The organism is Psychrobacter aquimaris, from assembly GCF_016107525.1.
Classification (GTDB): Bacteria; Pseudomonadota; Gammaproteobacteria; order Pseudomonadales; family Moraxellaceae; genus Psychrobacter; species Psychrobacter aquimaris.
This window is the reverse complement of sequence record NZ_JABASR010000005.1, coordinates 60,551-74,949: the sequence shown is the minus strand read 5'-3', so window position 1 is coordinate 74,949 and position 14,399 is coordinate 60,551. Positions and strand designations below refer to the sequence as shown.

The window sequence follows — 14,399 nt, the reverse complement described above, 5'->3', positions numbered from 1 at the left end:
TTTATATGGTATTCATATAAAAATATTGTGCGTATTATTGTGATTAACCTATGAGTAACATTCAAATTTAATGGCATGTACCAGTGCATCATTTTAAATGACGGCAATGCGCCGGTATAAATTAAAAAGAATTTGCCTAACGGAATTAGATGGGGATCGCACCTTCATAAGTCAAGATACTGTAGTGATAAAGATGATCAATACGACAGATAGTCGGATTTTCACAAAGTGAACTCAAAGCTTACTTAACAGCAGCCATCAGTAGTGCTATAGTTAAAATTATCTGTCACAAGGAGCCGCTCATGAGTTACGAACATATTTTATTGGTCACCGACTTAATGTCCGATGCTGATGTGGTCGCCCAAAAGGCCAAACGTATCGTCGAGAATCGTCCTAACGCTAAATTATCGGTATTGCATATCGTTAAAGATACCATGGTCGGCTTCGGTTATGAGCTGGTGCCAGCCTCCAGCTTATATGACGAAATTGACGATGAACGCTGTCAGGAAGCGCGCGCCAAATTGGCACAGTTTTTGGACCGTAATGACTTACATGCGGTGAATTCTGAAGTGACCACTGCCATCTCTAACAGTGAAGGCATCGTCAACTATTGCCACAAGCATGACGTTGATCTGCTGGTCATCGGTCGTCATGAACGCCATGGCATCGCAGCTTGGCTCAGTGGCGCGACGGCAGATAATATCCTGCCTAACGTCCCATGCGATAGCTTAGTCGTGAGACTGGATAAGCCCGTTAATAAATAAGCGACCACCTTTAATTAAAGAATGCTTAAGTGGAAAAGGCTTAAGTGTAAAGGTAGCTTAGCTTTAATGAGCTAACTCGAGCCGCTTATATTACAAGCTAAACATAACATGTTATAAAACGTCCTATAGTAATGGCTATGGGACGTTTTTTGTTAGCCGCTTATCACTATAAAAGCTGACTATTAAGACCTCTCCTATGAACCATGAACGGTTAATCTTCTGTCAAAATATCAATAAAACTTTGCCAAATCGGGCTTTGATGGCGGGCTTTATGCCACACTAGCCACCAAGTTCGCGACAAATCGATGCCCGCTACTTTTACTTGTACCAGCGCTCCTGCTGTCAGCTCTGCCTGAATGACATGCTGCGATAAACAACCAAGACCAATATCTGCACTCACCATATGCTTAATAGCTTCCGATTGCTGGATGGCCATGACAATTTCAGCATCGGGCAAATGCTTGAGCAGCTGCTCATCGATAATTTGCCGTGTACCTGACCCTGCCTCTCGTACCAACAGCGGCAGTTTTGCCAGTTGTGCAATGCTAAGCTCGTAGCAATTATCCGCATCGTTATACGCTGCCATGTCTGTCAACCATTTGCTATCGCGCTTGGCAAAGACCATCAAGGTATCTGTCCGCCACGCACGCTGCTCAATGACTTTCATATCTGTGGGGCGCGGCATACCCTCTACGAGCGCAATATCAATATTTAACTGCTCAACCTCGCTGACCACTTCTTGAGTATTGGCGATATACATATCGATATGGGCATCGGGTAGCGCCGCATATAGCTTGGCAAGCAGCGGCGGCAGTACATAATTACCGATGGTGGTACTGGCACCGATATGAATCTGCCCTGCCTGATGCTTATGATAATGCTCCAGTGTCAAAGCCTGCCCTAGGATAGCTTGCGCCTGTATATAAATAGGATGAGCGTTTGGGTGCTGATTAAGCCTGCGCCCGACCCGCTCAAACAATGGCATTTGCAGCCTTGCTTCTAATTCTGTCAGCGCACTACTGACCGCCGACTGCGATAAATGCAGCACTTCACTGGCACGACTGGTGCTACCCGTTTGATAGATACTGACAAACACCGATAATTGCTTGAGGGTAATCTTTGGTAATACCTGCATGGCTTTTTTCATAATTTCTCTGACGCCCTATCCTATTGATACAACCTAAAAACTACCTTTTTAATCCAAAAGCTTTTAATTAACCCAAAAAATCGATAACTTATATCTTATTAATCTGTTTTTATTATAAATTAGTCTGTCTTATAATGTCTATTCATAAGCTTATGCTTATTTCGATTATAGACAATAGGACAGCCAGTCATGTACGCCTTGACCCAATCAATTAATAACTACTTTCCACGCAGCCGCCATCTAGCAGGGCTTATCGTCGTGCTGATTGGTAGCTTATTTTGCTTATGGCTCAATACTAGCGTAAACACATGGACAGATGGACGTATCGTTGGCTTGTCTTCTTTAACTTTAGCCATTCTAATTGGTATGGTACTGGGTAATACCGTCTATCCTAACCTTGCTGAGCGCTTAAATGTTGGCGTGGCATTTGCCAAAGGTCAAATATTGCGCCTCGCCATCATGTTTTATGGCTTTAAGTTAACCCTAACCCAAGTATCAAGTGTCGGACTGTCTGCAGTGATGAGCGATGCCTTAGTATTAACATCAACCTTTTTACTCACCTATTGGATAGGTACTCGATGGTTAAAAGTCGATAAACAAACGACGCTATTGATTGGGTCAGGCGCAAGCATTTGCGGTGCCGCCGCGGTGATTGCAGCAGAGCCTGTGGTCAAAGCGGAAGCACACAAAGTCACTATTGCCGTGGCGACAGTGGTGGTATTTGGTACGGTTGCGATGCTGCTCTATCCGTTTTTATACCATCTTGGTTGGTTGCAACCTTGGCTAAATACTCAACAGTACGGGATTTATACCGGTTCCACCATTCATGAAGTAGCACAAGTCGTCGTCGCTGGTAACGCAGTCAGCCCTGAAGTAGGTGACACAGCTGTTGTCACCAAGATGATACGTGTCATGATGCTTGCGCCTTTTTTACTTATTTTATCGTTTGCCTTAACCAAAGGTAGCAGCGACCATGGCAAAAAAACGTCATTCATGAATCGCGTGCAACAAGTCAAAGTCCCTTGGTTTGCCTTTATATTCATTGCCATCGTCTTACTACACACTTGGGTGCCGATGACCGCAAGCTTTGAGCGTAGTATGGTGATGCTAGACGATGTGCTGCTCACCATGGCGATGTTTGCGCTTGGTTTAACCACGCATTTGGGCGCTATTAAACAAGCTGGCGTTAAACCCCTTATCTTAGGGGCGATTATGTTCGCTTGGCTGATCGTTGGCGGTGGATTGATTAATATTGGTATTAGCTTGCTTGGCTAAATTAAATTACCAAACATCCTTGCCGTTCGTTATCATCCTTGCCATGAACTATATAAACCGAAAATGCCGACGACTATGCTATATGCTAGTCGTCGGCATTTTTGGTTTATCGTCTGATTCAAAAGCCACTTAACATAAAGCCGCGTTATAGATATTAAGCTTTAATTGCAAATAGCTTATATTGAATCGTAGACGAAAAAAAACGAACCCGAAGGTTCGCTTTTTTTTCATCTTGCTCTAATTGTCTATAAAGACAGATTAGATAGCAACGATGTTATGGGCTTGTGGGCCTTTTTGACCTTGAGTTACAGTGAACTCAACTTCTTGGCCTTCAGCCAAAGTTTTGAAACCTGAACCAGTGATTTCGCTGTAATGAGCAAAAACGTCTGCGCCAGTTTCTGGAGCGATAAAACCAAAGCCTTTAGCTTCGTTGAACCACTTAACTGTACCTTTTTGAGTATCTGACATATTGATAATCCTACTTTTAAATTTATTTAATGGCCTAGTGACCGGTAACGCTTGCAAATAGCTACTGAACGATAAATATTAAAACGAAGGATTATAACTAATACTACGAGGTAATGATTTGGTGCAGAACTGCTCTTAAGCTTGGACGTATTATAAGGGGTACATCCCAATATCGCAAGTCTTATCTCATGTTTCGTGTAACTGGCGGCAATTTTTCACTATTTCTTACCCTTATTACACTGATTTTTAGGCATTTGGCAAACGGAATAAATAGACCGCAACCCCACTACAAACCGTGGCTACCAGCCATGCTAGCCATATCATATCGGAGGGAATGTTAAAAAATAACATCGTTGTTGAAATAGTCATCATTATTGTCGCCAGCCACTTGGCATAGAGTGGCACCGCGTGATTATTTTCCCAATCGCGTACAAACTTCCCAAAATAACGATGATTGATCAGCCAAAAATGAAAGCGTCGCGAACTACGTGCCCAGCAACCCGCTGCCAATAATATAAAAGGCGCGGTCGGCATGACGGGCAGTAACACACCGATAATACCCAATACAAAAAATAGCCAGCCCAGTATGACAAACGTCCAACGCACCGTTGGGCTGTTATGTTGATTGGTTTTGGGTCGATAATAAAAGGCTTTTTTGTGTTGGCTCATAAAAATACTGTCATTGAATGATATGGAGGGGCTAGGGCGTGTCCTCATTTTAAAAATGGTGATAAAAATGAGATAAATTGCAGTCAAACAAGGAAAATAGCGCAGATAATATCGAGATATTAGTCAGCTATTTAACGCCGTTTGGCAAGATTTAGCCATTTTTAACCCATTTAGATGAATATCGATTGAATTGAGGACACGCCCTAATATTCGATAAAAGTTAGACAGCTAAATTTTTAAACGAGATGATCCTCTATATAACTGCCTATGCCTATATAGGTAGCTAAGCATGCAATATCACTCAGAACGGTACAAGACTATTTTTACAAGGTTTTTGCTATTAATAAGTATTTTTGGTTAGTGGTTGGGTAAGTGAGTTCACAACCTTTGACTGAATTTTTGGCAATAAAAAACCGCTCATAGCTAAACTATAAACGGTCTTATTGTTGAAGATACTATCCTAATTTATTTCGCTATCAATCCTATCTCGCGTGCTTCTTTTAGCCAGCTTGGAAATTCTTCTAGCATATTTTCATACAAGGCTTCTTCGCTAATGTCGTCTAAATCATCTAATTCAAAAAAGTCGCAATTATCAATCACGCGCCCTGTCATGTCGTCTAGTTTTTTTAGGATGCCATAACCACGACCACCCAAGCCCACAAACTGCCAAAATATTGGGAGTTTCGCCGCTTCCGTCATAACTCTTGTGATACCGCGATTGTCATTCACCCCGCCATCACTGATAAATAGCACGTAGATAGGCACATCTAAGCCGTCCTTTTGATAAAACTCAGTCACGGCTTTCATGACTTCGGCTTCATTGTTGATACGTGGGCCAAGTGCCCATTTGCGCCAGCCACCATGCGCGTTGTCAATGAAACCGTCATAGTTGCTCAGCCCAATCTCGCCCAAATACTGCGGATCTCGGGCAAAAGCCCAGCAGTCAAGCGCTTGGTCGTCATCGAAGTTCACTGCCAATGGCAATATGCGGTTGACCACCTCTTGCACGCGGCCTTTTTTGTACTGTCTGTTCATTGAGCCTGAGGCGTCTAACACCAACGCTACCTTTGCGGTTAATTGCTGCAATTGGCGTTTCTCAAGCGATATCGTGGCTTTTTTGGCGAGGTTAACCAGTTTTGGTGCTTTGTCTAGCATGACCTTTTCTAACGACGGTTTTACTTGAACTGGCGTTGCGGTTACCTCTGCTGCTTGCGGGCTACTCTCTTCTACGTCACCACCGAAGTGCTGCACGATGGCGGCAAGTCCACCATTAAAGCCTTGCGCGACGTTAGAAACCCGCCAAACGCCACTCTTACGATAAAGCTGCATCAACATACTGGCTTGCTGCTGTGCAAAATCGGCTGCTTGATATTCTGCCTGCGTTTTTTGCGACTGCTGCCAAATGCCAATCTCTAACGATTGAATTTGATTCAGCGGCGTGTCGGCTGATAACACAAAAAACAAGCTATCTATATTCGCTGACAGTTTGGATAAGTTAACCTCAAACTCGGCTTGGATGCCTTTATTTGCCGTTGGCTGCGACTCGTAATGGGTGAGCTTGATTTGCCCGCAAGGTGAGGTTGGCTGATTATAAAACACCATATAATCATCATTGATCAGTTTGCCCGCTGCGTCTAAGGCAAAGCAGCTGATGTCCGTCTCTATCGGGCTTTGGCGAGTGAACTTGAGCGTGATGGGTGCGGTATCGTCAATAGCAAGGTTGATTAGAGGCGCGCGTTGTCCGACGGTGAGATGGTTCATGGTGTTCCTTATACAAATTAAATATTATTATAGAACTCTATACTACTGTTTAATGCTGCGTATTTCTTTTAACTGAAACTATTATTTGCCATGTAAGTATGCCAAACCAGATAAAGAATATTAGACTGATAAACTCTACACCACTTTTCTTTTCAAGTGCTTTACTGAATAAGGGGACATTAGCGGCACAAGCATTCAAAAACTCTGATAGAGACACAAACCAGTCTTTTGTTACAAAGCTTCTCAGTGATACAATGTACTCTGATACCGGCTTCTCACTAAAAATACCTTTATGCACTTCCAAAATATAGGTATAAAAAACTATCGAAAATAAGAATATTACAATAGGCCTTATATAGCTTTTGCCAAACCCTGATATAGATTGATTTGCCATTAAAATCATATAAGTAAAAATCAAGCCTAAAGAAGATTTAAAAACAACTCTAAAAACAATTAATAGTAATATTATAGGTGTAGCTATAAGACCAAACCCAAAATATACGAAGAGCATTATACACATTAAAAATATAGCAAAAAAAGAATTCTTGCTAACTATGAATTTTGTTAAACCATCAGAAATATAGTTTTCGTTTTCTTGCTTATAAGAGTTCATCTCATAAATAAAAAACCTATTGGACTCTATCTTGTTATTTACTTTTTCAAATGAATTTTTTATTATTCTTAATGTTTCTCTATCTGTCAAATTCTCATCTAATATAGCATTTAAGAAATTAGGATCTTGCTTCAGATTTGCCCGTGAAAAATTTAAACCTGATCTAAAATCTGTATCCCTAAAGTTAGAAAAATCCTTAAAAGTTACATAGATAAAATCTGTTTTATTTTTTATAAATCCATCACCAAAAACCACATACTCGAATGCAGCGAATTCCTCAAAAATACTTTTAAAGAACCTAGCTTTTACAAAAAAACTCTTGTATACATCGAAAATACCTTTTATATTTGAATCTTCGAAATTAATATTTATCACTGTACAATTTTTTAACTCGAATTTTTCATTAAACTTAGTTTCTTTAATAATCAGACTGTTTATACTAAATATATCTTTAATTTCATTTGATAGATTTACATTATAGTCATCCATATCTTTTTTTTCTATATAGTCTAAATCTACACCATTAAACTTAAAACTACTGTCAAAATTACAATTTTTTATCAATATATCATTTAGAGAATAAATATTTTTATATTTACAAATTAATTCTTTATACTTATATTTATTACCAATAATTTTTATGTATTCAAATATATTTGAAATAGTAATAAGATCACTTCTTATTTTTATATTTTCTATATTTACATTTTTTTTAAAATCGCAATTTCTAAATAACTTATAATATATATAATTAATTTTTTCCTGCCCTAATATACTAACATCCTTTTCAAACACACATTCCTTATATCTATATTCATCTTCATCTAATGAAGAAAGAGCAGGATCATAATTTACATCCTTTTTATCTTTTGTATAAAGATACTCCGTATCTGCCTTTATCTCTATATTCTTATTAAAAGTACAATCTTCATAATACCTACAACTTTTTTCAACTATTAGATTGTCATTAAAAATACAACTCTCAAATTTAATTTTCTTGAACTCTTTTAATATGTAATCACAACTATGAAAACCGATGGTTGAACTTGGAAAAATTATATTTTTAATGCAAATATCTTTAGAATTTAAAATATCTTTTAGCTTTTTGTTTTCAATAAAAATAGAAGGTTTCATCACACTATAATGAATACTTTTCACATAATTCGAATCTGGAATACCTTTAAAATCATTCTCGAAAACCAACCCTCTTATCATATAGAAAATATACTCTCTTAACAGTAAATTGAAGTGTCTTTCGTGCTTATTCTTATTTTTTTTAGTAATGTTAGTGCTTGAACAGTGTAATGCGCACTCGCCAAGATTTTCAAAAACTGGATTCATACATTCTTTATATTTACTACATTTTTTGTAACTAATATTATAAAAGTACGTTAATGTTTTCAATAATTTTTCATCGCAACGTTTAAATATTTTTTCTTCTAACTTATGAAATACGTATGCCATACAAGCGCCCTGTTTGCAAATGATATTGAATTTTAGAATAATAGCACACAAATATTTAGTATTTGGCAGTACTAAGAGTTGATTAGAGAACTAAGCAGTAGACAATAAAAAACGCCATCACAATCGTGATAGCGTTCTTTTTAATATAGATATCTATCTTTTAAATTACAACGCTTTCAACTCTTCCATCTGCGCCGTCATCGCCGTCAACTGCCCCTCTAGCTCAGCCAGTTTCGCCTTCTCAGCATCGACCACTTCCGCAGGTGCTTTACTGACAAAGCCTTCATTACCGAGCTTACGCGCGATACCTTCCGCTTGACCTTTCAACTTATCATATGACTTACCCAAACGAGCCAGCTCAGCCGTAGGGTCAATTAGACCTTTCATCGGTACGAGTACACGTAGCTGACCAACCATGCTCGATGACGATAGCGGCACCTCATCGCCTTCTTTGACGATCTCTAGACTCTCGACTTTGGCAAGCGCTTTGAATTGGTTTTTGATACGGGATAGACGCGCTTCTTCGTCGCTAGAGACGTTTTGTAGCAGCACTGGCAGACGTACCGCATTGCCCAGTTTCATCTCACCACGGATGTTACGGACGCTCGCGATTAGCTCTTGTAGCCATGCCATGTCCGCTTCAGTCTGTTCACTGATTTGGCTATCATCGGTCTGTGGATAGTCAGCGACCACGATGCTATCGGTGTTTTTACGACCGAGTAGCGGGGCGATGGTCTGCCAGATTTGCTCCGTCAGATACGGCATGATTGGATGGGTGAAGCGTAGCGCCGTCTCTAGCACGTGCAGCAGTACATAGCGGATTTGCGCTTTACGCTCGTCAGACACTGAGTCATCATTTAGGCTGGCTTTGGCAAGCTCAACGTACCAATCACAGTACTCGTTCCAGATGAACTCATAGATATCTTGGCTGACCATATCGAGACGATACTGAGCGAAATGCTGATGAATGTCTTTGATGCTAGAGTTCAGACGACTCATGATCCATTTTTCTGGTAATTCCCATACGTCGGGATTCGCCGCTTGATCGATAGGCTTGGCATTGCTGTCACCATCGACACAGTTCATGAGGACAAAACGGCTGGCGTTCCAGATTTTATTACAGAAGTTACGATAGCCCTCGACACGCTTTAGATCAAAGTTGATATCGCGACCAGTACTAGCAAGCGAGGTAAAGGTAAAGCGCAGTGCATCTGTACCATAAGCTGGGATGCCTTCTGGGAACTCTTTACGCGTTTGCTTCTCAATCTTGGCCGCGTCTTTCGGATTCATCATATTGCTGGTGCGTTTTTCTACCAGCGCTTCTAGCTCAATACCGTCGATGAGGTCAATCGGATCTAAGACGTTACCTTTAGATTTTGACATTTTTTGACCATTGCCATCACGTACCAGACCATGCACATAGACGGTCTTAAATGGTACTTGCGGCGTGCCATCTTCGTTTTTCACGAAGTGCATGGTCATCATGATCATGCGGGCAACCCAAAAGAAAATAATGTCAAAACCCGTCACCAACACGCTGGTTGGGTGGAAGGTGTCCATCACGCGTGGATCGGCGTTGACGTCTGCCCAGTCAAGCGTACTAAACGTCCATAGACCAGAGCTGAACCATGTATCGAGCACGTCATTATCTTGGCGCAATACGATATCGTCACTGAGACTGTACTTGCTACGCACTTCCGCTTCGTCACGGGCGACATAGATTTCACCCGTCGCATCGTCATACCATGCAGGGATACGATGTCCCCACCACAACTGACGGCTGATACACCAGTCTTGCAGATCGGTCATCCACGACATATACATGTTTTTGTACTGCGCAGGGACGAACTCGATGCTACCGTCTTCTACCGCGTCAATCGCAGGCTTGGCAAGCTCTTTGACAGCGACATACCACTGATCGGTCAACCACGGCTCAACGATCGTACCGCCACGCTCAGCACGTGGGGCTTTTAGTGCGTAGTCTTCGATATCTTCTAGCCAGCCCTGCTCGCCTGCTTGCGCCACGAGGAACTTACGAGCGGCAAAACGCTCAAGTCCTGCGTACTCGCTTGGCGTGGTTTCTAATTCTGGCTCACGCGTTTGCAAGTCAGGATAAACTTCCATCGCTGGTAGGATATTGGCGCGCTCATCAAGGATATTAATCAATGGCAAGCTGTGACGACGACCCAATTCATAATCGTTAAAATCATGAGCAGGCGTGATTTTCACACAGCCTGTACCAAAGTCTTTTTCGACATAATCATCAGCGACGATAGGCACGACGCGACCAGTGATTGGCAGAGTAATGGTTTTGCCGACCAAATGCGCATAACGCTCATCGCTAGGATTGACCGCAACAGCAGTATCACCAAGGAGCGTTTCAGGACGTGTGGTGGCAACGACTAGATAGTTTTTACCATCTTGGGTCGTTAAGTCTTTATCCGTGAAATGATAGCGGAAATGCCACAAGCTGCCTTTTTCATCATGATTTTCTACTTCTAGGTCAGATAATGCGGTTTGGAATTTTGGATCCCAATTCACTAGACGTTTGCCACGATAAATCAAACCATCATCGAACAGACGAACGAACACTTCTTTTACCGCATTAGACAGACCATCATCCATGGTAAAGCGCTCACGTGACCAATCAACCGAGCTGCCCAAACGGCGAATTTGGCTAGTGATATTGCCGCCCGACTCTTCTTTCCATTCCCACACTTTATCGATGAAGTCTTCACGCGTCATATCACGGCGCTTGATACCTTGCGCCTCCAAACGACGCTCAACAACCATTTGGGTCGCGATACCTGCATGATCCGTACCTGGCTGCCAAAGCGTATTGTCACCATCCATACGATGATAACGTGTGAGCGCATCCATGATTGCATTGTTAAAACCATGTCCCATGTGTAGCGAGCCAGTGACGTTCGGCGGTGGTAGTGCGATAGAAAATGACTCGTCTTTGTCAAAAGTCGGCTGAAAATAGCCGCTTTCTTCCCAGCCTTGATACATACCTGCTTCGACTTGTGCAGGATTGTACGCATTTTCTAACTGGCTTAGCGCAGCTTGGATTGATTGGGTCAGGTTGGTCTTAGCATTGCTATCAATGCTGGTATCGGTATTAGGATTGCTCATAATAGGGTGATCTTATTGTTGATAATGAATGTGGTCAAAATGAGATAGCGTAAACACTATAAAAACAGGAAATATCATTGATAGAGTGATTTTAACGCAGATAGGCAGATTTTGTTAGATGGTAAGGCAATTTATAAAGCCTGAAGGTAGTTTTTAATGACGTTATTGAACAATTAATAACCCCAATCGGTTAAATGCTCAACAGAACCCGCCACTGTCATGCGCTAAAATAGCACTGATATCTTTATATTAAAAAATACTAAAAACGTTATCTAATCAATAGTGAGCCGACCTTGTCCCAAGATACCGAGCATAAAAGCAACTCTGAAGCTGACAAAATAGCCGATAAGCGCTTGACTGATAATAGTGTTAATCAACCATCTATTGCTGAAGATAAAGACGTTAGCAAGACTGAGATGCCAGATGATACCGATGCGACAGAAAGTTTGGAAGACGAAGATTTTTCTGAGGATATTAGCGAAGAAGACAAAGAAACCATCAAAAAAGTCGCCAATGATGACAATTTGAGTCAGGCAAAAAGCCACGCCAGCATTTTAGTAGAGCAAGCAATGGATGCCAAAGAAACCTTTGAGCGCTCACTTGGCTCACTATTTACCAGTGCTTTTACCGCTGGACTTGAGATTGGCATCAGTTTTTTTATGATTTTATCCGCTTTCGCGCTGCTCAGTGGCGTGTTACCCAGTCACTATGCGATTGTGCTCGCCTCCCTACTTTACCCAATCGGCTTTATTATCGTGGTCATTGGTCAGTCGCTATTATTTACCGAGCAAACCTCTCTTTTAAGCCTTCCTGTCCTCAATGGTATAGAGCCATTAACCAAACTGCTACGCCTTTGGGGCATTGTGATCGCTGGCAACATCGTTGGTGGTTGTTTGTTTGCCGCCTTAATGATTGGTTTGGGCTTAAATATGCAGCTGTTTAGTGTGAGTAATATTGACGCTTATGCTGAGCATATTTTGGGGTTTGAGTGGTGGGTTATCTTTGGTAGTGCGGTATTAGCGGGTTGGATGATGGGAATGACCGCATGGCTTGTTACCTCAGCACGCGACACACTTAGCCGTATTGTCTTAGTCTCTATTATCACTGGTAGCATCGGATTTTTAGGATTGCATCACAGTATCGTTGGCAATATCGAGATATTTTCTGCTTTGTTATATGGAAATACCGTCAGCTTATGGAATTACTTGCTGTTTTTAGTGGTGATATTGGTGGGCAATACCGTCGGTGGCGTGGTGTTTGTCGCGGTACTAAAAAATCGTACGTTTTTATTCGATGTCGAAAAAGTAAAAGAACAAACCGCCAATGACAGAGCAGATGCCAGAAAAAAAATAAACGGTCGTCGCTTTTAGCTGTTGTCCAATACAATCGAATTAAAGAGTATTTAAGCAGGTTATGGAATAAATGATTGGGTGACAGGCGTCGTTTAGATAGAGAATTGAAGAGCAGTAGTCGCATGACTGGTATTATCGATACTGATAACCGCTGTACCATAGGCAATGGCTTCGACCATGCTGCCCAATTGATTGATATTGCTGACTTCAAGGCGTAATCCATAAATATGGTTATAGCCTTTGGCCTTCGCTTCAGTGCGCATCCGTACAATAGCCTCGCGGCGGGCACGGTCGAGCAAGGTCTCGTAAGTGGTCAAGTTTTTACCAAAGATACTCAATACCCGAGCGATAATCATTTTGAAATAATCTTGGGCAATGACCACGCTGCCAAGCACCAGCTCACCTTCAGTATTGGCAGCAAGTTTCGGCACATAAAAGCGCTCACTTGAGACCATAATATGGCTTAATTCTTGCTCTGCAATGCTTAACTGCGCGAGATGTTGGCGCTCATGACGCGACCCAAAAAACCAACCAGCGGCGAATAGTAAAATAAACGGTGCATAATTGATAAGCATTTGGGTAAGGGAGTTATTCATGGCACGTCTCTTGTCATAAACTTATCATAAAAAAGCATCGATGCTTTAAGATTTGGTTAGCTAACCAAAAGGGTTGAAACGTGGCAAGTCATCGGTTGCTGTCGGTGCAGAATTTTGTAGATTTGGCTGCTGACCAGGCTGATGATGAGAGTCACTTGGTGGGGTTTGATAGACTTGCTGCGGCATCGGTATGGCTTTGACAGCGGTGCCATAGACAAACAATTCAGAGGCTCCCTGCGCGATGCTAGAGGTTGAAAAACGCAACCCCACAACCGCATCTGCACCCAAGGCTTCTGCCTTGACAATCATCCGATCTATCGCCTCTTGGCGTGACTCTTCTAACAGCTCGGTATAAGCCGTTAACTCACCACCGACGATGTTCTTAAGTCCAGCAAACAAGTCTTTGCCGACATGTTTTGAGCGCACGGTGCTGCCGTACACCACATCTAAACGCTCAGTGATCTGATAGTTGGGCAAATGCTCAAGATTGGAGAGTTGCACAGTCATAGTACGACCTTATCGATGACGTTATATAGACAGCGTCAACTTGGATATAGACCAAACCACGCTGCCCGTATATTGATAAAAAGGCTAATCGTTGGTATGGAACAATAAAAATAATTCGGTCAAATTGCCTTCGATGCTATTGGCCATTTGTGCCAGCTTGTCTTCATCTTTACGCATCTCTGCAAGCTCTGGATCTTCATCATCGATACCGCTTAGCAAAATCATTGGTAAGGTCAAGACGGCCACATCTTCTGCCGTTTCTTCATCTTCAAACCAATCACTGGCTTCATCACCATACATCGCATCGACAAAGCCAATTGACCAAGCAACGATATCTGACTCATCTGAAAAATCAACAGCCACTTCTTCATCACCCGCATCTTCACCAAACGGTAACTCAATCGGCGTCTCGTTTTTTAGCTCAGCGATAATAGAGTCGCGCCAGCGCTGGATACCATCGATGACGTTTTCTGGGATTTCACTGACATGCCCTTCAAACAGTGCATCCAGCCAGTTCGGTAATGGACGGCCAATGACTGTCGCTGTCAAAAAACCATGTGCGGCGACACTATCAAGCACAAACTGGCTCTCTTGGTTGTCCAAATAGTCTAATAATTCATCGAAGCTTAGTTGGTTACTCATGATGTA

General features: G+C 41.9%; 12 protein-coding genes. 3 read left to right on the top strand and 9 right to left on the bottom strand.

Translation table 11 applies throughout. The features are described from left to right. The first annotated feature begins 302 nt into the window (after positions 1 to 302). A complete protein-coding gene (locus JFC10_RS05925; RefSeq protein WP_087813544.1) occupies positions 303 to 764 on the top strand; it encodes a universal stress protein in 462 nt (153 codons plus the stop codon). A 211-nt stretch (positions 765 to 975) separates the two neighbouring features. Here JFC10_RS05925 and JFC10_RS05920 read toward each other — a convergent pair whose 3' ends face one another. Further along, positions 976 to 1,911 (bottom strand): LysR substrate-binding domain-containing protein, encoded by a 936-nt coding sequence (locus tag JFC10_RS05920; protein ID WP_198332094.1) that lies wholly within the window; start codon positions 1,909 to 1,911, stop codon positions 976 to 978. A 189-nt stretch (positions 1,912 to 2,100) separates the two neighbouring features. Between JFC10_RS05920 and JFC10_RS05915 the strand changes: the two genes are divergently transcribed. Further along, complete coding sequence (locus JFC10_RS05915) at positions 2,101 to 3,186, top strand: YeiH family protein (protein ID WP_198332093.1); 1,086 nt, start codon at positions 2,101 to 2,103, stop codon at positions 3,184 to 3,186. A gap of 258 nt (positions 3,187 to 3,444) precedes the next feature. On the opposite strand, the gene JFC10_RS05910 is transcribed toward JFC10_RS05915, so the two are convergent. The 5 genes from JFC10_RS05910 to JFC10_RS05890 form a co-directional block, all read right to left on the bottom strand. After that, a complete protein-coding gene (locus JFC10_RS05910) occupies positions 3,445 to 3,654 on the bottom strand; it encodes a cold-shock protein (protein WP_010201661.1) in 210 nt (69 codons plus the stop codon). A 246-nt stretch (positions 3,655 to 3,900) separates the two neighbouring features. Further along, the gene (locus JFC10_RS05905) at positions 3,901 to 4,323 is read right to left on the bottom strand and encodes a YbaN family protein (protein WP_198332092.1); all 423 of its coding nucleotides are present in this window, start codon (positions 4,321 to 4,323) and stop codon (positions 3,901 to 3,903) included. 465 nt (positions 4,324 to 4,788) lie between these two features. After that, positions 4,789 to 6,084, bottom strand: a complete 1,296-nt coding sequence (locus tag JFC10_RS05900; protein ID WP_198332091.1) for a VWA domain-containing protein — start codon at positions 6,082 to 6,084, stop codon at positions 4,789 to 4,791. Between the two features lie 49 nt (positions 6,085 to 6,133). Beyond that, on the bottom strand, positions 6,134 to 8,161 hold the full coding sequence (locus JFC10_RS05895) for a hypothetical protein (RefSeq protein WP_198332090.1): 2,028 nt from the start codon (positions 8,159 to 8,161) through the stop codon (positions 6,134 to 6,136). 165 nt (positions 8,162 to 8,326) lie between these two features. After that, the gene (locus JFC10_RS05890) at positions 8,327 to 11,296 is read right to left on the bottom strand and encodes a valine--tRNA ligase (RefSeq protein WP_198332089.1); all 2,970 of its coding nucleotides are present in this window, start codon (positions 11,294 to 11,296) and stop codon (positions 8,327 to 8,329) included. A gap of 293 nt (positions 11,297 to 11,589) precedes the next feature. On the opposite strand from JFC10_RS05890, the gene JFC10_RS05885 reads away from it, so the two are divergent. Further along, on the top strand, positions 11,590 to 12,666 hold the full coding sequence (locus JFC10_RS05885) for a formate/nitrite transporter family protein (RefSeq protein ID WP_198332088.1): 1,077 nt from the start codon (positions 11,590 to 11,592) through the stop codon (positions 12,664 to 12,666). A gap of 74 nt (positions 12,667 to 12,740) precedes the next feature. On the opposite strand, the gene JFC10_RS05880 is transcribed toward JFC10_RS05885, so the two are convergent. The 3 genes from JFC10_RS05880 to JFC10_RS05870 form a co-directional block, all read right to left on the bottom strand. Next, positions 12,741 to 13,244: a YbjQ family protein gene (locus JFC10_RS05880; protein ID WP_198332087.1), complete on the bottom strand. Its 504-nt coding sequence runs from the start codon at positions 13,242 to 13,244 to the stop codon at positions 12,741 to 12,743. Between the two features lie 60 nt (positions 13,245 to 13,304). After that, the gene (locus tag JFC10_RS05875) at positions 13,305 to 13,751 is read right to left on the bottom strand and encodes a YbjQ family protein (RefSeq protein ID WP_198332086.1); all 447 of its coding nucleotides are present in this window, start codon (positions 13,749 to 13,751) and stop codon (positions 13,305 to 13,307) included. Positions 13,752 to 13,835: 84 nt separating this feature from the next. Next, positions 13,836 to 14,393: a YecA/YgfB family protein gene (locus JFC10_RS05870; protein ID WP_193013416.1), complete on the bottom strand. Its 558-nt coding sequence runs from the start codon at positions 14,391 to 14,393 to the stop codon at positions 13,836 to 13,838. Positions 14,394 to 14,399: the final 6 nt, after the last annotated feature.